At 62.2% G+C, this 25,170-nt stretch carries 15 protein-coding genes and 2 pseudogenes; 10 read left to right on the top strand and 7 right to left on the bottom strand.

Annotated features, from left to right (window positions below; all coding sequences use genetic code 11):
* The first annotated feature begins 109 nt into the window (after positions 1–109).
* The 4 genes and pseudogenes from ABD842_RS06255 to ABD842_RS06240 all read left to right on the top strand — a co-directional run bounded on the left by ABD842_RS06255 (position 110) and on the right by ABD842_RS06240 (position 4,730).
* A complete protein-coding gene (locus ABD842_RS06255; RefSeq protein ID WP_345111570.1) occupies positions 110–2,293 on the top strand; it encodes a penicillin acylase family protein in 2,184 nt (727 codons plus the stop codon).
* A gap of 74 nt (positions 2,294–2,367) precedes the next feature.
* Entirely contained in the window at positions 2,368–2,508 is a 141-nt protein-coding gene (locus ABD842_RS06250; RefSeq protein WP_345111567.1) for a hypothetical protein, read from the top strand.
* Between the two features lie 310 nt (positions 2,509–2,818).
* Complete coding sequence (locus ABD842_RS06245) at positions 2,819–4,249, top strand: amidohydrolase family protein (protein WP_345111565.1); 1,431 nt, start codon at positions 2,819–2,821, stop codon at positions 4,247–4,249.
* A gap of 24 nt (positions 4,250–4,273) precedes the next feature.
* A pseudogene (locus tag ABD842_RS06240) lies at positions 4,274–4,730 on the top strand (peptide deformylase).
* A 95-nt stretch (positions 4,731–4,825) separates the two neighbouring features.
* Here ABD842_RS06240 and ABD842_RS06235 read toward each other — a convergent pair.
* The 3 genes from ABD842_RS06235 to ABD842_RS06225 form a co-directional block, all read right to left on the bottom strand.
* On the bottom strand, positions 4,826–5,359 hold the full coding sequence (locus ABD842_RS06235) for a hypothetical protein (protein ID WP_345111562.1): 534 nt from the start codon (positions 5,357–5,359) through the stop codon (positions 4,826–4,828).
* A 133-nt stretch (positions 5,360–5,492) separates the two neighbouring features.
* Positions 5,493–6,302: an aquaporin gene (locus ABD842_RS06230; RefSeq protein ID WP_345111559.1), complete on the bottom strand. Its 810-nt coding sequence runs from the start codon at positions 6,300–6,302 to the stop codon at positions 5,493–5,495.
* Positions 6,303–6,559: 257 nt separating this feature from the next.
* The gene (locus tag ABD842_RS06225) at positions 6,560–6,865 is read right to left on the bottom strand and encodes a hypothetical protein (protein ID WP_345111556.1); all 306 of its coding nucleotides are present in this window, start codon (positions 6,863–6,865) and stop codon (positions 6,560–6,562) included.
* Between the two features lie 109 nt (positions 6,866–6,974).
* Here ABD842_RS06225 and ABD842_RS06220 point away from each other — a divergent pair, with 109 nt between their 5' ends.
* A complete protein-coding gene (locus ABD842_RS06220; RefSeq protein ID WP_345111553.1) occupies positions 6,975–12,557 on the top strand; it encodes an alpha-2-macroglobulin in 5,583 nt (1,860 codons plus the stop codon).
* Between the two features lie 430 nt (positions 12,558–12,987).
* Here the strand turns inward: ABD842_RS06220 and ABD842_RS21180 are convergent.
* The 4 genes and pseudogenes from ABD842_RS21180 to ABD842_RS06205 form a co-directional block, all read right to left on the bottom strand.
* Positions 12,988–13,164, bottom strand: a pseudogene (locus tag ABD842_RS21180) (transposase); the annotation flags it as partial.
* 171 nt (positions 13,165–13,335) lie between these two features.
* Positions 13,336–13,956 (bottom strand): hypothetical protein, encoded by a 621-nt coding sequence (locus tag ABD842_RS06215; protein WP_345111550.1) that lies wholly within the window; start codon positions 13,954–13,956, stop codon positions 13,336–13,338.
* A 35-nt stretch (positions 13,957–13,991) separates the two neighbouring features.
* Positions 13,992–15,572 (bottom strand): SusD/RagB family nutrient-binding outer membrane lipoprotein, encoded by a 1,581-nt coding sequence (locus ABD842_RS06210; RefSeq protein WP_345111548.1) that lies wholly within the window; start codon positions 15,570–15,572, stop codon positions 13,992–13,994.
* Between the two features lie 15 nt (positions 15,573–15,587).
* Positions 15,588–18,734, bottom strand: a complete 3,147-nt coding sequence (locus ABD842_RS06205; protein WP_345111742.1) for a SusC/RagA family TonB-linked outer membrane protein — start codon at positions 18,732–18,734, stop codon at positions 15,588–15,590.
* 328 nt (positions 18,735–19,062) lie between these two features.
* Between ABD842_RS06205 and pbpC the strand changes: the two genes are divergently transcribed.
* The 5 genes from pbpC to ABD842_RS06180 all read left to right on the top strand — a co-directional run bounded on the left by pbpC (position 19,063) and on the right by ABD842_RS06180 (position 25,102).
* The gene (gene pbpC, locus ABD842_RS06200) at positions 19,063–21,366 is read left to right on the top strand and encodes a penicillin-binding protein 1C (RefSeq protein WP_345111545.1); all 2,304 of its coding nucleotides are present in this window, start codon (positions 19,063–19,065) and stop codon (positions 21,364–21,366) included.
* Between the two features lie 422 nt (positions 21,367–21,788).
* A complete protein-coding gene (locus ABD842_RS06195) occupies positions 21,789–21,977 on the top strand; it encodes a nitroreductase family protein (protein WP_345111542.1) in 189 nt (62 codons plus the stop codon).
* A gap of 315 nt (positions 21,978–22,292) precedes the next feature.
* Complete coding sequence (locus ABD842_RS06190; protein ID WP_345111539.1) at positions 22,293–23,009, top strand: hypothetical protein; 717 nt, start codon at positions 22,293–22,295, stop codon at positions 23,007–23,009.
* 429 nt (positions 23,010–23,438) lie between these two features.
* On the top strand, positions 23,439–24,359 hold the full coding sequence (locus ABD842_RS06185; RefSeq protein WP_345111536.1) for an alpha/beta hydrolase: 921 nt from the start codon (positions 23,439–23,441) through the stop codon (positions 24,357–24,359).
* 200 nt (positions 24,360–24,559) lie between these two features.
* Entirely contained in the window at positions 24,560–25,102 is a 543-nt protein-coding gene (locus ABD842_RS06180) for a glycine zipper domain-containing protein (protein ID WP_345111533.1), read from the top strand.
* The last annotated feature ends 68 nt before the right edge of the window (positions 25,103–25,170 follow it).

Here is a 25,170-nt window from a genome sequence, read left to right as displayed (position 1 = left end):
GGTAGAAAGTTGCTCCCCCGGTTGCCGGCCGGGGCTTCTTCGGCTCCGCTACCCGCAAAGCCAAAGCGGCGCGCTACCTTGGCGGCCAATCCGTTTTATGCTCCTTCCGATGCGACTCCTCGTTCTTCTGCTGATTCTGCTTCCCCCGCTTAGCGCCCGCGCCCAGGCTTTCCGCCCCGCCGAAATAGCCGCCTGGCAGCAGCAGGCCCGGCAGGTCAGCATCACCCGCGACACCTGGGGCGTGCCGCACGTAACCGGCAAAACCGACGCCGACGCCGTATTCGGGCTGCTCTACGCCCAGTGCGAGGATGATTTTGCCCGGGTCGAGGACAACTATATCGTCTCCATCGGGCGGTTGGCGGAGGTGGAGGGTGAAGCGGCGCTCTACCAGGACCTGCGCGCCCGCCTGTTCCTCGACAGCACCCAGGCCATCGGCATCTACCAGAAAAGCCCCGCCTGGATGCGGCAGCTGCTCGACGCGTTTGCCGCCGGCACCAACTACTACCTGCACACCCACCCCACCGTGCAGCCCCGGCTGCTGCGCCGCTTCCAGCCCTGGATGCCGCTCATGTTCAGCGAGGGCAGCATCGGCGGCAACATCAGCGTGGTGTCGGTGCAGCGGCTGAAGGCATTCTACAGCCAAAAGAAGTCCAGCTCCTGGCTGGATACCGACTTCGAGAAAAAGGACCGGGAGCCGACGGGCTCCAACGGCTTCGCCATTGCCCCGCAGCGCAGCGCCTCGGGCCACGCCCTGCTGCTCATCAACCCTCACACCTCGTTCTACTTCCGGCCCGAGGTGCAGATGACCAGCCAGGCCGGCCTGAATGCCTACGGGGCCGTGACCTGGGGGCAGTTTTTCGTCTACCAGGGCTTCAATGCGCACTGCGGCTGGATGCACACCTCCAGCTACGCCGACTCGATGGACGAATACCTGGAAACCATCGAGAAAGAGGACGGCAAATTCTTCTACCGCTACGGCAAGCAGCGGCGGCCGGTGCAGGCGGGCACGGTGTCGGTGGCGTACAGGAAAGACGGCCAGCTGCTGCGCCGCGAATTCACGACTTACCGCACCCACCACGGCCCGGTAGTGGGCCAGAAGGACGACGCGCATTGGGTGACGGTGCGCATGATGGACACGCCGCTGGAGGCCCTGGAGCAGTCGTACCTGCGCACCAAGGCCACCGACTACGCCAGCTTCCGGAAAGTAATGAAGCTCAACGGCAACGCCTCCAACAACACGGTTTTTGCCGACAGCAAGGGCACCATCGCCTACTGGCACGGCAACTTCATGCCCCGGCGCAACCCGGGCTTCGACTGGAGCCAGCCCGTAGACGGCAGCAACCCCGCCACCGAGTGGCGCGGCCTGCACCAAGTGAGTGACATCGTGCAGGTGCGCAACCCGGCCAGCGGCTTCATTCAGAACTGCAACTCCACACCCTTCACCGTGGCGGGCCCCGGCAGCAGCCCGAACCAAGAGAAATATCCGGCCTACATGGCCCCCGACGCCGAAAATTACCGGGGCATCAATGCGGTGCGCGTGCTGACCCGGCCCCAAGCCGGCTTCACGCTCGACTCGCTGATTGCGGCGGCCAAGGACCCCTACCTGGCTGGCTTCGAGGAGCTGCTGCCGGCGTTGCTAGCCGCCCCGGCCGGCTCCCAGCCGCCGGCCGTGACCGAGGCCCTGGCCGTGCTGCGCGGCTGGGACCGGCGCTACGGCCAGCAGTCCGTGGCCCAGACCCTGGCCATCTACTGGGGCGAAAAAATTCAGAAGCTGGCCCGCACCCGCGCGGCCCCGGATCAGGTATTCAACCAGATCAGCTTCAACCTCTTTACGGTTCAGAATACCACGGCCCAGGAAAAACTCACGGCCCTGGCCGAGGTGCAGGCCGAGCTGACCCGCGACTTTGGCACCTGGGAAATGGCCTGGGGCGAAGTAAACCGCTTCCAGCGCCTCACCGGCCGCATCCAGGAAACCTACGACGACCGGCAGCCCAGCCGGCCGGTCGCCTTTGCGTCGTCGGCCTGGGGCTCGTTGGCGGCCTTTGGCTCCCGCTCGTTTCCCGGCACCCAGAAGCGCTACGGCACCGTGGGCAACAGCTTTATTGCCGTCGTCGAGTTCGGGCCGCGCCTGAAAGCCCGCTCGGTGCTGACCGGCGGCCAGAGCAGCCACCCCGATTCCCGGCACTTTACCGACCAGGCCGCGCTGTACTGCGAGGAGAATTTTAAGGACGTGCTGTTTTACCCCGAAGACGTGCGGCAGCACGCCGAGCGGACGTATTCGCCGGGGCAGTAGGGCTATAACCGCGGCCCCAGGCTAAACCATGTGCCAGAGAAGCGTATCTTTGGGCAGAACTTAACTTTTTTCATATGTCGACTAAGACCACCAAAGCCGAAAATAGCCAGTCGGAAACCGTTGAGCGGGTAGAAACGGCTCAGGAAGCCCTGCACCGCCGCGTAAAGCAAAACCAGGAGCGTCGTCGCCTGAAGCTGAAGCATGTGAATCCGTAAGGACGGTTTACTCCCCTCAAAAAGCCCTGACTACACCCGTGGTCGGGGCTTTTTGGTGCCGTATCCGGAGCTGCCGCTTCTGCTGCTCAGGTACCGTCGTCGTCCGGGCGCAGGCTGCGCCGATGGCGAGTACCGTCGTCTGCGCGCAGCTCCCGGCTGGTTTTCGGCGCACCGCCGGGGAGGCGCGGCGCCTCCCCGGCAGCCGTCCGTCATTGCCCGGGCTTTGCCGTTCAAATCATTTGCGGCAGTATCTTCCCCGGCGCCAGTGCGGGGTCAGGACTTTTCCCCGGTTACTGCGGCCTTTGTTTGCATGAGAAAAATTTCTGGAAATCTGCTGGTGGCGGCCGTGCTGGGGAGTAGCAGCGGCTTTGCGCCCGAAACCTACGACGTGGTTATTCAGCACATCAACGTGGTGGATGTGCTGACGGGCCGGCAGCTGCCCAACCAAACCGTAGCCATTTCCGGCGGCACCATTCGGCGCGTGGAGCCCACCGGCACCCGGACCTATGCCGCCGCCCAAACCCTGGACGGCACCAACAAGTACCTGCTGCCCGGCCTGTGGGATATGCACATGCACTTCCGGGGCGGCGACAGCCTGATCCGGGCCAACCAAAGCGTGCTGCCGCTGTTTCTGGCCCACGGCATCACCACGGTGCGCGACGCGGGCGGCGACCTTACGCCGGCCGTGAGGCAGTGGCAGCAGCGCATAAAAGCCGGGACGCTGCCCGGGCCACGCATCTTCACTTCAGGGCCCAAAATAGACGGTCCGGGAGCTTACTGGCCCGGCTCGCTGGAAGTGGAAACGCCCCTCCAGATCAGTCGTGCCCTGGACTCGCTCCAAAAGCTGCGGGTAGATTACGTCAAGATCTACGACAGCAAGATTTCGCGCGAGGCGTATCTGGCCGTGCTGGCCGCCGCCCAGAAACGCGGCCTCCGCACCACCAGCCACATGCCGTATTCGGTGAAGCTGAGTGAGGCCATCGGGCAGGGCCTCGACGCCACGGAGCATCTGTATTACGTTTTTAAGGCCTGCTCGGGCAAGGAAGACAGCCTCACGGCGCTGGTGCAGCAGAGCCTGCGCACGGCCAAGCCGCTGGGGCTGTTTGCGGTGCTCCCGGCGCTGTACGCCACCTACGACCCCGCCGCAGCTGCCCGCACGTTCAAACTGATGGCCGCTCATAAAACGGCCGTCGTCCCCACGCTGTTTATTCAGAAAACCCTGGCGGAGATAACCGAAGTCGATCATAGCCGTGATTCGCTGCTGGCGTACATCTCCCCGCAGATTCAGGCTACGTACGCCCGCCGCGTGGCCAGCGCCCGGCAGCAGTCGGGCACGGCAGTGGCTTTTGGCAAAAAGCTTACTGCCCGCTTCATGACGTTGGTGCCGCAGCTACAGGCCGCCGGCGTGCTGCTACTGGCCGGCTCCGACAGCGGGCCTTTCAACTCATACATCTACCCCGGGGCCTCCTTGCAAGGCGAGGTGGAGCTGCTGGTAGCCGCCGGGCTCACGCCGACGCAGGCACTGCAGGCCGCCACGATCAACGGGGCCCGCTTCATGGGCGCAGAGAAAACCAGCGGCACCGTTACCGTTGGCAAGGACGCAGACCTGGTGGTTCTGCGCCAAAATCCCCTGCAGAACATTGCCAACATCCGGCAGATAGATGCCGTGCTTACCCGCGGCAAAGTCTATTCCGCCGCCGAGCTGGCGGCGTTGGTACGCGCCATTCGTACCAAGCCCTAATCTCCAACCCCGGCCGACTGCGCTATGCCCATTCGTGAAATTCTGCAGCTTGGCAACCCCCTGCTGCGTACCGTTGCCGCCCCCGTCGCCGACCCCACCTCGGCGGAAACCAGCCGCATCATCGCCGACCTGGCCGATACCGTAGCCCACTGGCGCACGACCACCGGCTACGGCCGCGCCATTGCGGCCCCCCAGATCGGCGAGCCGCAGCGCCTTATTCTGCTGCGCCTGCCTGTCCTTTTTGGCGATTTTCATGCAAGTGGAGCGCCACGCGTGGATTAGCGTCCGCTACCAGGACCCCGCCGGCGCCTGGCACGAAACCCGGGTTGGGCAGGAAGATGACCTGGCCGAGCTGATTCAGCACGAAATCGACCATCTGGACGGTGTGCTGGCCATTGACCGGGTAACGCACGTGTCGTCCATCTGCACCCGCGAAGAGTTTGAGCGGCGGTTTCGGTCCGACAGTCCGTACGGACGCTGAAGCCAAGCGGAAGCGGGAACACCGGTCGGCCGGCAAAGGCAAATGGCGGGGGTAGCCACGGCAAACAGGCTACCCCCGGCACTCCCCTAAGTGATTTACAGCAAAATATCAAACGTCAGCGCGGGCATGATGAGCAGCTTGCGGCGCCCGGTGCGCATGCTGCCCTCCACGTAATCAGCCACGAAGCCATTGGCGGCCAATACGCTGAAGCCGGTGCGAAAATCAGAGCTGAACCGCAGGTTCACGCCCACGCCGCCGCCCACGTTGAGGTCGGTTAGGTTGCCCCGGTCGTAGCCCGTATCCCAGTGGTAGAGCGAGTACACCCCGCCCAGTCCCAGCACGGGCTCGATGCGCTTATTTTTCAAAGGGATGTAGTAGGTAACCAAGCCCAGTCCGCCGCCGCTGAACTCATTCTGGCGGTGGTGGGCATCGAATACCTGCGTAGCGGCTACCCGGAGCCCAAAGTGCGACAGAAACCGGGCTTCCGTCTGCACCCCAATCACTCTGGGATTAGCCAGAATCCCGAAAGAGGCCTTGTAGGTCTTGTAAGCCGGGACTTCGGCAGGCAGATCCTGCGCCGCAAGGCTTAATGCGGATAGCAACAGAACAGGCAGTAGTAGTTTTTGCATGGTTGCGGTAGTGAAGCTTGAAGCTGGCTAAGGATACGTTCGATGGCCGAATGTACGGCCTGGCCGCGGGCGAACCAGGCGTAAGGATAGCTATAAATGAAGCCGACAAGGCGCCGCCGGAAGCAGACCCAAATCAAGGGGCCGGATTCGGATAGTGGGGCGACTCACCAGCAGACTCCCCGGCCCTCCCTGGGTCGGCAGCCCGTACCGGGTGCAAGCGCTGAAAAAGCGCGGTAGCCAGCCCCATAGCCGTCGGCGGAGCCACCAGATAGAGCCAGAGGTCGGCAAAGTTTCGGGCCGCCACGGCCGACGCCAGGCTCCGGGCCGGATTGAGGCTCATACCGGAGTAGGGCGTTTCCCAAATGATATACCCGGTAATCAATGCCCCGATGAACCAGCCGGAGGCCTTCTTGAGCCGGGCTGAGTGCAGGGTCAGCAGCAGGACCAGCATCAGCACGAAGGAGATGCCAAACTCGGCCGCGAAAGCCAGAGCCGCCCCGTCGGGCCCGGGCTGGGTAACGGTGAAATTGATCCGGGGATGCCCGAGGTAGGTACCCAGCCCGGCTTTGAGCAGCAGGGCGGCCGCCAGTCCGCCCCCGGCCTGCGCCAGGATGTACCAGAAAACATCGGCCCGGCGCATCTTTCCCAACTGCCAGAAGGCCAGCGTGACCGCCGGATTGATGTGCGCCCCCGACCGTTTGCCCCACGGATGGTAAGCCAGCCCCACAATGACCAGCCCCATTCCTACTCCCAGCGGCACGCGGCGCAGCATCTCCCCCGCTCCCTGGGCCACCAATGCCTGGTGCAGCCCGGAAGCCGGATGCTCCAGCGCCAGCGTCAGCAGGCTGCTGCTGAGCATGAACACGCCCAGGCCCACCGCTTCGGCCAGGTAGTAGGGCCAGTGGCGGCGCAGGGCCAGGATTAGTTCGGTGAGCAGCGGCATCGGTGCGGGCGGTGGAGGAAGGAGTTGATACTGTAATGCTGCCATTTGGCTGCTGCTGATGCCTTTCCTCAGTTTGCTATCGACGTAGCACCGCTACGCGGCTGCCATGCTGCTTTCCTACTGTAATCACGTCAGAACACATGAATTTCCTGCAGTTCAAGCGACACCTGGTCTTTCATATACAACACGTTGAACGTAGCCGTTAAATCGCTCCATCTATCATTTAGCGGAAGAGAAAACCAGATTTCGGCTACAGCCTAGGTCCCTTCCATGTGATGCTCACGAGGCATGTGAAATGTTACTTCTGCGGATGGCTTATCGTTGCTCTCAACAACTGCGTCCACAGAAGTGACTTTGTAAAGCGGCTCTCCTGGTTCCAATTCCGGAATTCCGTAGCCATAGATAACGTTCCGCATCAATTCAGGAGTCCACTCGTGATACGGGTCTTGGTGAGTGTATGCAAAAGCTTCGTGGTAATACTCCTGCTCCAGTAGCCTGACCCAGACGCGCACGGCATCCAGCAGATCTTCATCAGAGGAATCAAGAAGCAATTCAACCGGCATTGTCAAAGCGAATAAGAAGGTAAAAGGTCAAATTACGGGGAATCAGACTCAACTACCCAACCCCCTTTTTGCATACCTTCCGGCGTCCTTCCACTCCCCGCCTATCCGTATGATACCGTTCCGTTTATCTCGCCTGCCGCTGCTGGTGCTGCTGGCCCTGCTATGCGCCTGCTCCAAGTCTGACCCGGCGGGTGCGGGGGCCGAAGGCGAGGAAATCAGCCCCTACCAGAACATCAGCTTCACCTTCGACGAGCCCGTGGGCGAGGGCCGCGTGAGCCGCTGGGATACGCTGCAGTACGTGCAGTTTGAGCCCGCCGTGCGCGGCAAGTTCAAGTGGACCAGCGCCCGGGAGCTGACCTTCTCCCCGGCCGAGCCGTTTCGGCCCGCCACCGCGTTTCAGGCCCAGTGGCGGCCGGTGGCGCTGGCAGCACTGAAGCTGAAAAAAGAGCCCGCGCTGAGTAGAACCCGGTTTCACACCCCGGCGCTGCGCATGCAGGATCCGCAGCTGTTCTGGAGCCAGAGCCGGCGCGTAGCGGGCTCTGCCGAGATGCGCGCCAACCTGCTGTTCAACTACGCCGTGCAGCCCGCCGACCTGCAGCCCCTGCTGCGCGTCACCCAGGACGGCAAGCCCGTGGCGTTTGAAATAGTATCGGCCGAAGCCGACAGCATCGTGGGCGTGGCCCTGACCCAGGACGTGCGCCCCGGCTCCCCCGTGACGCTGGAAGTAGCGCCCGGCCTGCGCGCCCTGGGTTCTGACCAAGCGACAGTTAAGCCGCTCACCGCGCAGGTAGCCGTACCCGACCAGCAGACGCTGCTGGTGCGCGAAGTCGTAGCTTCCATCGTGGAGGGCGACCCGGTCATTACGGTGCTCACCAACCAGCCCGTATCGGCCGCCGAAATTCCGGCGTTGCTCACCGTGTCGCCGGCGGTGGAGTATTCGGTGGAAGCGCTGGAAAGCGGCTTCGTGCTCAAGGGCGGCTTCGACGTGGACAAAACCTACCAGCTCAGCTTGCGCAGCGGTATGCGCGGCTTGCTGGGCGGGCAGCTGGCCGAACCATTTACCCAAACCGCCTCCTTCGTGGATGAGCGCCCCAGCCTGAGCTTCGCCAACGGCGACAAGGCCATGTACCTCGATGCGCTGGGCAGCCGCAACCTGGGCGTGCGCATCGCGGAAGTGGAAAAGGTGCAGGTCACCATCGCCAAGGTCTACGCCAACAACATCCAGCAGCTGTTGCGCGGCGGCAAGCAGTACGGCTACAACTACGACGAGGAAGGCGGGGGCGAAAGTGAAGGCGGCGAGTACGAGGACAAATCCTACAACTACTACGACGTCGAGACGCTGGGCAGCGTGCTGACCGAGCGCACCTACCCGGTGGCCGGTTTGCCCAAACAAAACGGGCTGCGGCTGCTGAACCTGAGTCTGAAAGACCTGGAATTCACCGGGCCGATGAAGGGACTCTACATCGTGAAGGTGCAGGACACCGAGCGGCAGTGGCTGCAGGTGAGCAAGCTGATTTCGGTGTCGGATATTGGCCTGATTGTGAAGCAGGGCCAGGCCGGCCGCACACTGGTGTTTGCCAACTCCATCCGCAATGCTACCCCGCTCGGCGGCGTGAGCGTACGGTTTGTGAGTACCAACAACCAGGTAATCAGCAGCGGCACCACCAACAGCGCGGGCGTGGCCGTGTTCGACAGCACCGCCGCCACCAGCCGCTTCCGCCTGAGCATGGTCACGGCCCAGCGCGGGTCCGACTTCACGTTTCTGAACCTGCCCACCAGCCGGGTCGAAACCTCGCGCTTCGATGTGGGCGGCCTGCAAAGCAACGCGGCCCGCTACCAGGCCTTCCTCTACGGCGACCGGGACCTGTACCGCCCCGGCGACACCATCCGCACCAACACCGTGGTGCGCACCGAAAGCTGGCAGACCCCACCGAAGAATCTGCCGGTGAAAATCCGCCTGCTGCTGCCCACCGGCAGGGAATACGCCAGCCTGCGCAAGCAGCTTTCGGCCGACGGCGCGTTTGAGTCGCGCTTTATTCTGCCGCCCGCCGTCATGACCGGCCTCTACACCCTGGAAGTGCTGACCGGCAACGACGTGCTGCTGACTTCGCGCAAAATCTCGGTGGAGGAATTCATTCCCGACCGCCTCAAGGTGACGGTGCAAGCCACGCCCGCCGTGGTCCGCCCCGGCGGTATAGTGTCCGCGAATATCACGGCCCTGAACCTGTTCGGACCGCCCGCCGCCGACCGCAAGTTCGAGGTGGAATTCTCGCTCAAGGCCAAGTCCTTCAACCCCAAAAGCTACCCCGGCTACGAGTTCAACATCAGCACCGGGGAGCGGAAGCGCACAAACTTCGGCGAGGAAGAAAGCACCTCTATTTCGGACCGCTTCGAGAAAACCACCCGCGAAGGCACCACCGACGCCACCGGCCAGGGCACCGCTACCTACGAAGTACCCGACTACGCCGACCTGGGCACCCTGGAAGGCGCAGCCTTCGCCACGGTGTTCGACGAAAGCGGCCGGCCCGTGAACCGCCTGGCCACCTTCGAAGTGCAGACCCAGCCGGTGCTGTTCGGGATTCAGCGCCTGCCCGAGCTGGTGAGTACGCGCCAGGCGCTGCCGCTGCGCTTCGTGGCCCTCACGCCCCAGGGCCAGCCCGCCAGCGCCGCCGCCCGGATTAAAGTGGTGCGGCTGCTGTGGGAAACGGTTATCGAGCGCCAGGGTGGCCGCTACGTGTACAACTCCCAGAAGCGCGAGCAGGCCATCCTGACCCTGAGCCGCACCATCGGTACCGAAACCAGCCTCGACTTCACGCCCGCTTCCTCCGGCGAGTACGAGGTGCGCGTGTCCCGGCCCGGCGCCGCTACCTACGTGGCCAGCCGCTTCTACGCCTACGGCTACGGCGACACCCAGAGCAACTCCTTCGAGGTCAACAACGAGGGTGAAGTCACCATTGAGGCCGACAAGGCTAAGTACCAGCCCGGTGAAACCGCCAAACTCCTGCTCAAAACGCCCTTCCCCGGCCGCGTGCTCGTGACGGTGGAGCGGGACCGGGTGCTCGACCATTTCTACGTGACCACCGACCAGAAGTCGGCGCGGGTGAGCATCCCGATTCGGGGCAACCACGTGCCCAACATCTACGTGACGGCCACCGCCATCCGCGAAATCACCGACAACCGCCTGCCGCTCACCGTAGCCCGGGGCTTCGTGCCCCTCACGGTAGAAAAGCCCGGCACTCGCCTGCCTGTGGCGCTGAAAGCCGCCGCCCAGAGCCGCTCCCAGACCTGGCAGACCATCGAAGCCAGCACCGCGCCCGGCGCTGCCGTGACCTTTGCGGTAGTCGATGAGGGCATCCTGCAGCTGAAGGATACCCGCACGCCCGACCCCTACGGCTACTTCTACCAGAAGCGCGCCCTGGAAGTGCAGGCCTACGACGTGTACCCCTTTCTGCTGCCCGAGCTGGGTACCAGCTCCTCCGGCGGCGACGGCGCCGACCTCTCCCGCCGCACCACGCCCGTGCCCTCGCGCCGGGTGCAGCTGCTGGCCAAATGGAGCGGCGTGCTCCGCGCCGACGCCAGCGGCAAGGTGCGCTACCGGGTGCGCATCCCGCAGTTCAGCGGGGCCGTGCGCATCATGGCCGTGGCCTACAAGGGAGAAGCCTTTGGCAGCGCCGAGCAAACCATGCGCATCGCCGACCCGGTGGTTATCAGCACCAGCCTCCCCCGCTTCCTCAGCCCCGGCGACACGATTGACGTGCCCGTGACGCTGACGAACACGACAAGCAACAAGATCAAAGCCCTGGTAAGTCTTGTGCTGAAAGATGGAAAAACTGCCACGGCTGCCACTTCCGGCAGCACCTCGTATCCGCAGAGCCTCACGCAGCATGACGGGCTTTTGGAAGTCGTATATTCCAAAGAGGAAATGCGCAATGGGAACCACCCGAAGTTCACGTGGGACGCCGCGCAGGCTGTTGTGCTTATGCCCAACGCCGAGCGCCGGGTGAGCTTCCGCATAAAAGCCCGCCAGAAAATCGGCACCGATGCGGTGCGGGTTGTCGTCGTTGCTACTGACACCAAGCAGGAATTCACGGAAAGGGTAGAACTCCCAATCCGCCCCGCTTCCCCGCTGCAAAAGGTCACCGGCTCGGGCAGCGTGCAGGGCGGCAGTGCCCAGCAGCTGAACCTGAAAACCGACTTCCTGCCCGCCACGCTGCGCAGCCAGCTGGTGGTGAGCCGCTCGCCGATGACGGAGTTTGCCAAGGACCTGCGCTACCTGCTCCAGTACCCCTACGGCTGCCTGGAGCAAACCGTGTCGGCCGCTTTCCCCCAGCTTTACTACGGCGACCTGACGGCTTCGCTGGGCCAGAAAACCGGCCAGCAGGCCAAGGGCACGCGCTTCAACCCGAACTACAACGTGCAGGAAGCCATCCGTAAAATCGAGGCCCAGCAGCTCTACAACGGCAGCCTGAGCTACTGGCCCGGCGGCGACTACGACAACTGGTGGGCCACCACCTACGCCGCCCACTTCCTGCTCGAAGCCCAGCGCGCCGGCTTCGAGGTGAACAAGAGCACCCTCGACAAGACGCTCCAATACCTGCAGGCCCGCACCCGCAAGCGCGAAACCGAGGAGTACGACTACTTCGACGGGAGCAGCATTGCCCGCCGCAAGGTTATTGCCAAGAAGGAAATTGCCTATTCGGTGTACGTGCTGGCCCTGGCCGGCCGTCAGGATGCCGTGGCTCTGAACTACTACAAGGCCAACCGCCAGCTGCTGGCCCAGGACTCGCGCTTCCTGCTGGCCGCCGCCCAGGCCATCGGCGGTAACCAGCGCGGCTTCCGTGACCTGCTGCCCACCACCTTCACCGACCGTGCCGCCCGCCGCGCCCTCGACGGCAGCTTCTACTCGCCCCTGCGCGACGACGCCCTGATTCTGAACGCCCTGCTCGAAGCCGACCCCGCCAACGCCATGGTGCCCCGGCTCACGCGCCAGCTCAGCCGGCAGGTGAAGCAGGCCGGCTGGCTCAGCACCCAGGAACGGGCGTTTGCGCTATTAGCCCTGGGCAAAGTAGCCCGCCGGAATGCCACCAGCACCGCCACGGCTGCTATTACGGCCGACGCGAAGGAAATCGGCCGGTTCTCCGGCAAGGACCTCACTATAAATAACGTGGCCAACCGGCAGATAGCATTGCGCACGGCCGGCAGCGGCAGCCTCTACTACTTCTGGGAAACTGAGGGCGTGTCGCCGACCAACGTGGTGCGGGAGGAAGACTCCTTCCTGAGGGTGCGCCGGCAGTTTCTGGACCGCAGCGGCAACGCCATCGGCTCCCCGACTTTCCGGCAGAACGACCTGGTCATCGTCCGCATCACCATCCAGAGCGCCGATGCGGCCGGGGAAGTGAAGAACGTGGCCATTACCGACCTGCTGCCCGCCGGCCTGGAAATCGAGAACCCGCGCATCGGCGCCGTGCGCGACATCACCTGGGCTAAGGATGCCGCTAACCCAGACTACCTGGACCTGCGCGACGACCGGATCAACCTGTTCACCACCGTTACCACCGCGCCCAAGTCGTTCTACTACGTGGCCCGGGCCGTGTCCAAGGGCACGTTCCGGCTGGGCCCGGTGAGTGCCGACGCCATGTACAACGCCGAGTACCACTCCTACAATGGAGCCGGCGTGGTGCGGGTGCGGTGAGATTAGAACTACTGAAGTGCGCTCATCCTAAGTAAACAAAGGAGTTATCCACATTTTGCGCATTGAAACAGGAAACAGGAAGCCAATCTGCATGCACCTTCAATTCGTGTTCAGGTACCCTAGGGGTGTTCTCAGTTAAGGCAGAGCAGGCGATACGTGCGCAGAGGGATGCTTGCAAGGAGGCATCGAGGCTATCGTAGCGGTTGACGAGGCGTCGGTGTTGTTTCAATGTATTCCATTTGCTCGATGTGGTGGTGTTGAGCGTAAGCGCAGGGGTCAAAATGAAGGACGCGGCGCCGATGCGGGGTGGACAGACCAACGGCCTGGGCCCCGGCCACGACGATGAACCCGCGCAAGGCATCACTGTCGTAGGCTGTGTCGGCCATAACTGCGCAGACCGGGCCAGGTGCGGGGCCAGCAAGCAGAGCGTCTGCGGGCAGTCGCTGGCCTGGCCCGGGGTCAGGATCCAGCTGAGCACGTTGCCGGCCCCGTCGCAGCTCAGGTGGAGCTTGGGGGTGCGCCCGCCCCGGCTGCGGCCGATGGCCTGGGGCCTTTTTTTGGCAGCCCCGGCCGCGTGCTGGTGGACGCGGATGCTGGTCGAGTCGAGTTGCATCTGGCGCTGGCGGGCGTGGGGAACGCGCCAGCGGCAACGGCAGAAAATCTTCAGCCTCTGCGCTGTACAGCCCTACAATAACCAGCCTTTTCCAATCCTTCCCGAGCATAAAAAAACCCTGACGAATGCCAGGGTTTTTTTTATGCTCGGGAAGGATTGGAATCCTTAATCCACTACACGAATCCGGACTTCCATCGGGATAATCTCGCGGCCATCTTCCAGCGTAAGCATGAAGAAGAAGCGCAGCTGATTCGGGTTTTGGGCGTTGAAGGTAGTATTGGGAGCTACCACCGGAGTTTGGCCGGCATTAACCGCTGCTCCTCCCGTCAGGGCTGCTACCCGGGTACGGTAGGCACCATACTCCGCTAGGCTCGAAGTAAAGGTTATTTGATTCGTGCCGTTGCCAGGTATTACCCGATAGCCGGGGGCAGCAGCATTGCCATTGTAGTTGAGCGCTTGCTGTGCCGTGCCGTTCTGCAACAGGTTCAATCCCTGCGTACCAGTATTGATGCGGGAGATTTCCCGGATCTTTCCCTTGTCAGCCGGAATTTCGAAGGTAATGGAAAAGGGTCCATTGCCGGTGCCGGGAGCCGGCACCACAGTTTTCACGGAGGCCGTAACAATAGGCACCCGCTCGAAGAATTCTCGGTTAGTAACCGTGACGGGAATATCTGCTATACTGTCTTGAAGCGGCCCTAGTGAATCGGAACCGTAATCCTTTTCACAGGCACCCAGGCCAATGGCCAGAGTGAGCAGACTGAAGATATATGAAACTCTTTTTTTCATGACGAAGGCAAAATGAAAGTTAGGCAGTTGATCTACTAGTCGATGTCCCACCATACGCGGGCCGTAACGTTCGGCTGCGGAGTTGGCACCTGGCTGGTGTTAGTAGAGATTTCCGAGTTGGGATAGAACAAGCGCACCGGGATGCTCGAAGGGCTATCAGAACTAGGGAACAGCACAATTTGCAGACGTGGATAGCCCGTGCGACGGAAATCGTTGAACGCTTCGTATCCGTTGCCAACCCAGGCAATCCATTTCTGGGTAAGGATCTTGTTCAGGTTTTTATCTCTGTCAGCCGCTGCCGGCGACAACGTAACCAGACTCGGGTTTGCCACGAAATACGCCGTGATATCGGTAGCCGATACGCCTGCTTTCGTCATCGAAGCCCGAATACCTTCTTGAAACAAAGCCTGCGCATCTCCGGCGGTACCCAGCGTCAACGCCGATTCTGCCAGGATGAAGGCCCGCTGGAAGTTGGTGACCAGCCGTACGGGGGCCTCGCCCGAAACACCCACTACGTAGGGAGCGTAGCGTGAGCGGTTTACCCGCAACGGCACTGCCTGAGTACCGGCATTATCGTAGCCCGTGAAGAAACCGAAAGGAGTCTTCGAGGCCGCCGTGGTGCGGGGAGTAGTGGTGAAGAACCGGGGCAAACGCGGGTCGTTGCGGAACACGGTATCGGGACGTGGCGGGGTGCCCGAGGCGGGTCGTATTCTCACGATGCGCAAGGAATCCAGGAAACGCCGGCTCATCATCTGGTCATCGGGCCGGTTCACGAAGTTGTAAGAGTACAGCGGGTTCTGGTTACCAACAGATGTACCGAACGGAACCTCAAAATCATCGGTGTTCGACGTAATAATGGCAGTAGGGCCTTTGGCCAGCACTTCATTGATTACGGTGCGCGCCAGATCAGGGTTTTTGCGGCTGATGGTGTTAGCCAGCTTCAGCAGCAGGGTATTACCGAAACGACGCCATTTGACCAGGTCACCCTTGTATACAATATCATCAGCCGTCCCCGGCAGCAACAGGTTGCTGGTATTGTCCAGATCTTTCATGCCACTACGCACCAGATCAAACAGGCTTTCGATACCCAAAGCAGTATTGCCCTGGTAGATATCCTGCTGGGCATCGAAGCGCGGCTGCAGGTTAGCGGGCCCCAGGTTGGCTTGGGAGTAAGGTACATCGCCCCACAGATCCGTGGCCAGCGCGAAGTTGTAGGCGCGCATCAGCTTGCCCAAACCAGCGTATACCGGGTTGGTAGCCTGGTTCTGGTCAATTAGCAGCCGGGTGTTGATGAGGGCACCACCGTAAAGTTCGAAGTTCCACGAGTTGTCGAACGCACCGCGTAGCGCGTACGTGTCATAGGTAGCAGGCTGGTTAGCAATACCGGCCTGATGCTGAATAAGCAGGGACGTTACCCGGCCCAGTTCGTTACCTACGGCGAATCCTGTAGTGGCTTCAATACCGGTCAGCAACACGTTCGGCGTCACGGACTGGGGCAGATTGGGGTTATCGTTAACGTCCAGGAATTCATCCTTGCTGCAGCTGCTGGCGGCAGTCGTCAGCGTCAGGAGGAGCCCCAGCCGGTACAAAAAGGTCGTTTTGAGGGAAAATTTCATTAGGCTGCGGAAGATTTAGAGGGAGAAACGCAGGTTGACACCATACGTGCGGGTATTCGGAGGTCCCTGAATGTCGAGTCCGCGAATGTTGCCTGCTCCTTGGGTGTTCAACTCAGGATCGAAGTTCGCGTTTGGCGCGTAGTAGAACAGGTTGCGGGCTACAAATTGCAGGCTGATGGCACCGAAGGGAAGATTAGAAAGAACCGCCTTGGGCAGGTTGTATCCCAACGAAACTTCGCGCAGACGGTAAACGGTAGCGTCATACACGTTCAGGTCGCTTTGCAGACCGAAGTTCTGCCAGTACGATTGCGCATCTACCTGAACGTTGTTTGGCCGGGTAGTGGCGATGGAGCCGTCTGTGTTACGGGAAGTGATGATAACACCAGGAATCACCCGGGGAGCTTCGCGGTCTACGCCCGTTTCTTCCAGGGCACCCCGCGAGCGATAGAACCCGTTGGTGAAGGATACCAGGTCGCCACCGACCCGCGCATCCACCAGCATCGACAGGTTGATGCCACGGTAGGAAAGCGTGTTGGTGAGGCCACCCTGCCAGTCAGGGTTCGGATCAGCAATTACCTGATTCGGATCTTCCACTGCCCACAGGCCGGTTGCTGGATCAATGATGTACTTACCATCAGCCGTGCGGGGCTTTTTGTTGCCGCGAATCACACCATAAGGCTGTCCTACCACAAACGAAGGAATGGTGCCGGTGAAGGCGTTGCCGTTGATGGGAGCCTCACGCACGCCAGGAGCAATAGAGATTACCTCGTTGCGCAAATGCGTGTAGTTGGCAGACACATCCCAGCGGAAGTTGTCGGTCCGGATGGGTGTCACGTTCACCAATCCTTCAAAGCCTTTGTTATCCACTCGCCCTACGTTGGTCACGCGGGTCTGGTAGCCCGTACTGGCGGGCACAGCAACCGGCAGAATCTGATTGTCGCTGATGGTCTTGAAGTAGGTCAGGTCGAAGGTGAGGCGGTTTTTGAAGAAACCCAGATTGACACCACCTTCATATGACTTCGTGAACTCGGGCTTCAGGGTAGGATTGCCCAGCTGATCGTCAATGCCAAAACCACCTACGTTGTTCAGCGGGAAGTTCAGGCTGGCCACGTTGTTGCCCAGCGTCACCCGGTCGTAGGGCGTGAGCAGCTGGTAAGGTAGCGCGTCGCGTCCGACTTGGGCGGCATTGCCCCGGATTTTGCCATAAGACAGGTAATCGTTGGTAATGTCAAACGCATCCGTGAATACGAAACCAAACGAAGCTGCCGGATAGAAGAAGGTATTGTTGTCTTTGGGAAGCGTAGACGACTGGTCAGCCCGACCGGTCAGTTCCAGAAACAAGTAGTCCTTATAAGACAAGTTCAACGAGCTGTAATAGCCCATCAGACGCCGTACGTTCGATTCTTCGCCGGTACCGTTGCTGAACACGGCCCCGTTCACGGAGTTCGTAAAGCCGAAGAAAGCCAGGTTATCCGCTTGCGAAGAGATGTTCTGCAGGCGGCGCTGGTTCACGTTTTGCCCCACCAACAAATTGGCATTAAGACCCTGCGTGAGGATATCGTCCTTTTTCAGGGTCACCAGCAGGTCGCCGTTCAGCTCGCTGCGGAAGAAGGTTTCATCTAGCACCAGACCCGTAGGCAAGCGGTTGGCACCGGGCGCAAAGACTTGCTTGCGACGGTCAGTGTAGGTGTCGTAGCCAAGGCGGTACGCCACGCTAAGCCACGGGGTGATGTCGTAGCCGAGGTTGGCTACGTTGATAAAACGCGTCAGATTTGATGTGGTAGGGTTGTACTCCAGGTTCCAGCGTGGGTTGTCGCTGCCGGGGAAGAAAATATTGGCTTCCGTGGCGGTCTTGTAGGGAAGGTTGGTCAGATCGTAGCTGCGGGGAATATTAATCAGCTGCCCGAAAGCGCTGCTGCCATTGCCCACCAGCGGACCGAAGGTGTTGGTCTGGATGAAGTTAACCGAGCCCCCGATCCGCAGCTTATTCAGCAGACGGATATTACCGGAGAGTTGAGCACTGGTACGCTTGAGCGAAGAGCTGGCCGTAATGCCTTTCTGGTCGGAGTTATTAACGTTCAACGATACGTTTTGCTCAGGGGTGCCACCCACAATGTTTACACCATTGGTGAGCAGGCGGCCCGTGCGATAGAAGTCGTTGATGTTGTCCTTGTAGGGCTGATAAGGCAGTGCGGCATTGCCAGTAGGATTGTCCGGGGTCAGCAGCAGGCCATTGGCCAGCGTTGGCGTAGTGCCGAAGCGAGGTCCCCAGGAGTTTACACTACCCGTGTAGATGTTGCCATTGCCCCCGGTAGTGATAATCTGCCCGTTGATGCCCTGGCCGTACTCATTCTGGAAATCGGGCAGGCCATACGCCTTTTGAAAGTTCAGGCCCGAGGTAACCGTTATTTCTGTCTTCTTGTTAGCAGCGCCCCGGTTGCCCTTCGTGGTGATGATAATGGCACCCGACGAAGCCCGCGAACCGTACAGCGCTGCCGCCGCCGGGCCTTTCAGGATGTTGATGCTCTCAATGTTCTCAGGGTCGATATCGAGGGCTCGGTTGGAGGTCTGGGCCCCCCCCAAGCTTCCCAACGGACCACCGTTGGTGCGGTCCAGGTCGTTGCTTATCGGAATTCCATCCACTACGAACAATGGCTGGTTGCTACCCTGCAGGGAAGTAATACCCCGGATGTTGATGTTAGTGGAAGCGCCGGCCAATCCGCTGGCACCCGTAATATTCACACCAGCTACCTTGCCTTGCAAGGCATCTAGCACGTTGGGCGTACCTTTCTGAGACAACTGCTCCGCCTTCACCTCCTGAGTGGCGTAGCCTAAGGAACGGACGTCCCGCTCAATACCAAGCGCCGTCACTACTACCTCGCTCAACTGCTTGGAGTCAGTGCCCAGACCAATATTGATTTGGGATTCAGTCCCAATAGCACGCTCGGTTGTGAGATAGCCAATGGAGCTAAAGACCAGGGTTCCGCCCGTTTCGGGCACATTGCTCAAGGTATAAGAGCCGTCCGAGTTGGTGGAATTACCATTGGTAGTGCCTTTTAACAGAACCGTGACTCCAGGCAGGCCTTCACCCGACTGGCGGTCGGTTACCCGCCCGGAAATATTCCGGTTCTGGGCTGTCACCTGCTGCAACAGGGTGACCATGAGCATGAAACTCATGAGTAAGATTTTTTTCATGCAGAACGAAATTAGGTTTGAAGAAAAAAGGTGAGTGTGAGAAGGTGTAATTTACACTAAAGTGCTCAAAACACCACTAAAAGTATATTCCTCAGTAATTGTTCTTTTTTCCAGCAGAGTCAGCAAGCAACAATTCCTGGCGCTATCATATTCGTAACAAAAGGGCTATGCGGAACAAAACTTGCACTTCGCCACCCCCGCCCGGGGCAGCCAGTATCCGGCAGCGGAGGGCGCTGATGGCATTCAGCGCGCGGTATCTTCCCGGCGGCCACCCGGGCGAAGTAATCCTAAAGACATGAAACGCCCCGCTGCATTTCTGGGGCTCCTGCTGACGCTGGCCGGGCTGGGCTGGGCCCTCGACCGTTTTTTTCCGCTGCCGCCGGCGCCGCTCTATTCCCCCATCGTGCTGGCCGCCGACGGCACGGTGCTGCACGCTTTCCTGAACCCAACCCAGAAGTGGCGCATGAAAACCGAGCTGCGCGAAATCACGCCCGCGCTGCGCCGCACCATCGTTGCCAAGGAAGACCGCTACTTCTACTACCACTTCGGGGTCAATCCGCTGGCCATCCTCAAGGCCGCCGGGCGCAACCTGACGGGCTCGGGGCGCACCACCGGGGCCAGCACTATCACGATGCAGGTGGCGCGGCTGCTGGAGCCCAAGGAGCGGACTGTGGGCAACAAGCTGCGGGAAATGCTGCGCGCCGTGCAGCTGGAAGCCCACTTCAGCAAGGCCGAGATTCTGCAGCTCTACCTGAACCTGGTGCCCTACGGCGGCAACGTGGAAGGCGTCAAGTCGGCGGCCCTGCTCTACTTCCAGCAGACGCCGGACTACCTGTCGCTGGCCCAGACGGTGACGCTGGCCATCATCCCGAACCGGCCGCGGGGCCTGGTGCTGGGCCGCCACAACGCCGCCATCCAGCAGGAGCGCAACCGCTGGCTGCGGCGGTTCGGGCAGCAGGGGCTATTTCCGCCGCAGGCCATTGCTGATGCGCTGCTGGAGCCCCTCGACGTGCAGCGCCACGCCGCGCCGGCGCTGGCCCCGCACCTGGCCCGCCGCCTGGTGCGGCAGCAGCCGGGCCAGGCCATCATTGCTTCCACCCTGCAGCGCGGCAAGCAGGCCCGGGCTGAAGACCTGACCCGCAACTACGTGCGCCGCCTGCAGGGGCTGGGCATCACCAACGCGGCCGTGCTGGTCATCAACAACCGCACCCGCGCCGTGGAAGCCTACGTGGGCTCGGCCGATTTTCGGGATGCGCTGACCAAAGGCCAGAACGACGGCGTGCAGGCCGTCCGCTCGCCGGGCAGCACCCTGAAGCCGCTGCTCTACGCCCTGGCCCTGGATAAGGGCCTGGTAACACCCAAGCTGGTGCTGGCCGACGTACCCACGAATTTTAACGGCTACCAGCCCGAGAACTTCGACAAGCGCTGCGCCGGGGAAGTGCCCCTGGACCGGGCCCTGGCGTACTCGCTCAATATTCCGGCCGTGCGCGTGCTTTCCCAGCTGGGCGTACCCACCTTCACGGCGAAGCTCCGCGCCGGCGGCTTCCGCCGCGTGGCCCGCGACGCGCCCCGGCTGGGTTTGAGCACTATACTCGGGGGCTGCGGCGCTACGCTCGAGGAGCTGACCAACCTCTACGTGACGCTGGCCGCCGCCGGCCGCTATGCGCCCCTGCGCTGGGCGAGTTCCCGGCCCGGCCGCCCGGCCCAGACGACGGCCCTTTTCTCCGATGCCGCCGCCTTTCTCATCACCGACATCCTGGCCCAGCTCACCCGCCCCGACCTGCCGGTGGGCTACGAAACCAGCCTGCGGCTGCCGAAGATTGCCTGGAAAACCGGCACCAGCTACGGCCGCCGCGACGCCTGGAGCATAGGATATAATAAGGAGTATACCATCGGGGTGTGGGTAGGCAACTTCAGCGGGCAGGGCAGCCCGGCCCTCACCGGCTCCGAAGTAGCCACGCCCCTGCTGTTCGACCTGTTCAACACCCTGGCCTACAACTCTCCCAACGACTGGTTTCAGCCCCCGACCAGCCTGGATTTCCGGCTCGTGTGCACCGAAACCGGCTTGCCGCCCGGCCCGGACTGCCCCAACCAGCTTATCGACTACTTCCTGCCCGGCATTTCCAGCGCCCGACGCTGCCAGCACCAGAAGCAGGTGCTGCTTTCGGCCGACGGGCAGTACGTCTACTGCCGCGCCTGCGCGCCGGACGCGGGGTTTCGGCGGGAGCAGTACCCCAACCTGCTGCCCGAGGTGCTGGCCTTCAAAGCCGCCCAGGGCCTGCCCTACCGGCAGCTGCCGCCCCACAACCCCGGCTGCCAGCTGGTGCGCGGTGGCCGCGACCGGGCCCCGGGCATCACCTCCCCGCTGGCCAACACCGAGTACGTACTCAACCGCGGTGAGCAGCAACAGCTCCTGCTCAGCTGCACCACCGACAACGAGGTGCGGCAGGTGTACTGGTATATCAACGACGAGTTTTATCGGGCGGCGGGAGCTACGGAGCGGGTGTTTTTCCGGCCCCCGCCCGGTGCGCTGAAGATTTCCTGCGCCGACGACCACGGCCGCAATACCGACGTGCGGGTGACGGTGAGTGAACTGTAGCCGCCACCGGGAATAGCAAGGCCCACTACAACCTTTCGAATTTAATCGTGTTTACCTGTCTTGTAGCGGCGCCGGACCGGCGCTGTGACGCCGGAAGCCGGGCCACCCCTCGGCTGCCTCTGCGAAGCTGATCCGGCCTGGTCCGGAGTCATTTTCCGAGAAAGGCCCCGGCAGTCAGACTGAAAGCCTTTTCTGCTTTCCGCGCCTGCCTCGTTCTACCCACCGGCTTCCGTCTGAACGAGACGAAGCAGGTCGGCAGCCCGCTCCCCGTATTCTTACCTGCTACCGCCAACCCAGCCGCCGCCCCGCAGGGGGCGGCTGGCGGCTCCGCTTACTTGCTGTGAAGAAAAACCACCTGGCTTTGCGTTGTCTGCTAAGCCTGCTGCTGCTCAGCTCGATGCCCCCATTCGCACCTGACGGCCGTGGCCCACGGCGTGGGCGGCTACTGGGGCTCGGGCGGCATCACCTACGTGGAGGAGGTCAGGGCCTTCTTCGGCCTCGGCCCCGAGGACAAGCTGCTGGGCTTCTTCTACCTGGGCTACGTGGCGCAGCCACCCGGCCGCAATCAGCGCAGGCCTATCGAGGAGAAAGTGACCTGGGTCACGCAGTAGCTACCACCCACCAAGAAAGCCCGCCGCGTGCAGCGGGCTTTCTTGGTGCAAACCGTAGCCGGTGCTTACTCCACCACGCGGCGGGCGGTGTGCTGGCCGGCGCGCACCCGGTAAAGCCCGGCGGGCGGGCCCTGCAATTCCCCGGCAAAGAAAATTAACTGTCCGGCCTCTGGCAGTATTGCGAAATTGCTATTTTCTGTTCAAATTCAAGCCCTTACCGCTACCCTATCCGCCTGGCCCGGGCCTCCTTACACACCGCGCATATCCCCCGCTCCGGCCACTTGTCCTATCCCCTTCCTTCTTTCTTACCCCATCATGTACGACGAACGGTACGACAACCATTTCCGGCGCCTGCAAGCCTCGCGCGACGCGCTGGCCGCCTTTGCCGACTTCACCCTGGAGGCCCTGCGGCCTGCCTCGGTCACCAAACTGTTGCGCGACGAGCGGCCGGCCCTGCAAGCGGCCCTCGAAGCCTTCCGCAGCAGCCTGAGCGGGCGTACCTCCGGCAGCGGCCGGCGCCAGAGCGGCACCCAGACCGAAGACCAGGCCTTCGAAAGCCTGAAAAAGCTGGTGCAGGCCACCAACAAGCGGCTGCTTCAGCCGCGCTTCTACGACCATCCCACCGAGCAGGCCCTGTTTTACCCCGACAAGCTCAGCGGCCTCACCCAGGCGTCGAAGGCCAGGCGCCTCACCCGCTACACTGCCTACGTAGAGCAGCTGGAAAAGCACGATGATGCCACGCTGCAGGCTGCCGGCGCCCAGACCCGCGTCCTGCTCACGGCCTATACCGATGCTACCGCCACCAAAAACCAGGGCAGCAAGGCCGTGAAGGACACCATTTCGGCCCTGGGTCCCGATGCCCTGGTGCTAGCCGACGCCTTGTGGGCCGTGCATTGCGCGGCCCTCTACGTCCACCGCCAGGAGCGCGCCAAAGCCCCCACCTACTTCGACTACAGTAAGCTGCCCCAGCGCAATACGCAGCGGGTAGGACAGCGCAAGCCCGCTGCTTCACCCGTAGCGCCCACCGCCTAGCTTTTGCACCGGTGCAGATACTATCCGAAGGCGGCTGGATAGGGTCTGCACCGGTGCAAAAGCTAGGCGGAGCCCCCGGAACCCGTCCTGCACCGGTGCAGAGGCTATCCGAAGGGCTTAGCATCAGCCCTGCACCGGTGCCGACCTTATCCAAAGGGCTTGGGAGTTGTCCTGCACTGGTGCAGGGCCTGACCTGAGGGCACGAGAGCCCCCTTGCACCGGTGCTGCTGCCACCCGAAAGCCTCTGGATGGATGTTGCAACAATGCTGACACCATCCGCAGCCTTTTAGAAGACAGCAATACTGGCAGGGTTGTCAGGCAGCAGGCTTCGGACAAGGGTTGCGCCGCCGCCGCGGGCTTCCGGGGTGCCGGCGACTGGCGGGGGCGTGGAGTGCCGCCTATCTTGGGTCTTCCAACCTATTTCTTCCCATGAAAAAGCTACTTGTTACCCTCGTGATGCTCGGAGCGGCTTCCCAGCTGGCCTCGGCCCAGGCGGTGGTGTCGCTCTACAGCGGGACCATCCCCAACTCCATTGCCAGCGACCTGAAGGAAACCAGCCTCACGCTGCCCGGCGGCGGGGTGCGGGTGTCCAGCGTGGTGCAGCCCACGCTGCAGGTGTTCCGGCCGGCCAAGGACAAGGCCAACGGCACGGCCGTCATCATCTGCCCCGGCGGCGGCTACGTGCGGCTGTCGATGGACAATGAGGGTTCCGACGTGGCCAGGCGCCTCACCGAAATGGGCATCACCGCCTTCGTGCTCAAGTACCGCCTGCCCAACGACCAGAGCCAGCCCGACAAGGCCACGGCCCCGCTCCTGGACGCCCAGCAGGCCCTGCGGCTGGTGCGGCAGCGGGCCGCCGAGTACGGCGTAAGCCCCGCCCGCATCGGCCTGCTGGGCTTCTCGGCCGGCGGCCACCTGGCTTCCACCGCCGGCACCCACTTCAGCAAGCCCGCCGGCGAAGCTACCGACAACACCTCCGTCCGGCCCGACTTCCTGGTGCTGCTCTACCCCGTCATCAGCTTCACCGACAGCCTGGCCCACGCCGGCTCCCGCAAAAGCCTGCTCGGCGACGCGCCCACACCCGACCAGATTCGCCTGTATTCCAACGAGCAGCAGGTAACGCCCCAGACGCCGCCCACCTTTCTGGTCCACGCCGCCGACGACAAAACGGTGCCCGTGCGCAACAGCATCCGCTTTTACGAAGCCTGCCTGAGCCAGGGCGTGCCGGCCGAAATGCACCTCTACCCCCAAGGCGGCCACGGCTTCGGGCTGACCAACAAGACCACCAAGGACCAGTGGATAGACCGGCTTCAGAACTGGCTCGACGCCAACGGCTGGCTGACCCGGTAACCCTTGCCAGCGGCCTGAAACGGCTAAAAAGCCTCGGGCGGAGCATCCGCAGCCTGAGGCGGGCGGCAAAACCTTATGCCTGCCGGATTTCGTATAGGCAGCCCACACCGGTCGGACCCGGCAGCTGAGTTGGCACGGTGCTTGCAAAAGTCACCGCAGAACTGACCACTCCGGTTGCTTAACCCCCTAAAGATTTAGCCATGAAAAAGTTCAGTTGGATTCTCGCCCTGGTAATGATGGTTACGGCTGTCTTCAGCAAGCAAACCCAGGCTCAGGATGGTAAATGGAGCCCGCAGGCCAAAGGAGCCGTTATCGGCGCGCTGGGCGGTGGGGCCGCCGGTGCCATCATCCACAAGCGTAACCGCGTAGTGGGTGGAGCTGTAGGGGGGGTGGCCGGCGCCGGGGTTGGCTATGCCATCGGCAAGCGCACCGACAACAAGCGCAAGCAAGCCGCTGCCGCCGCTGCTGCCCGCCAGTCTGCCGCCAACCGCGCCGCCAACGAGCGGGCGGAGCGGACGGCCCTGGCCCGCCGCGTAGATGCCGCCGAGCGGAAGGCGGAGCTGGCGCAGGCCAAGCAGCAGCAGCAGTATCCGGCCATGGCCAATGGCTTTGCCGCTACCTCTACGCCCATGATGCTGACTGCCAGCAACGGCCCCGTAGCCGCTGGCTACCTGCCTAACGAGTCGTACGGTGACCGGAACAGCGCTTACTCTACCTCGGAAGTGCGCAGAAAGAGCTGGTAAGTTTGATTTTCCGCTACTTTCGCCGACTCCAGCCCCGTGCCGGAGTCGGCGAAACTCTTTTACATCGT

Source organism: Hymenobacter algoricola (assembly GCF_039539525.1).
In the GTDB taxonomy this organism is placed as follows: Bacteria; Bacteroidota; Bacteroidia; order Cytophagales; family Hymenobacteraceae; genus Hymenobacter; species Hymenobacter algoricola.
The sequence above is the reverse complement of the archived record's forward strand: the minus strand, read 5'-3'. Positions and strand labels throughout refer to the sequence as shown.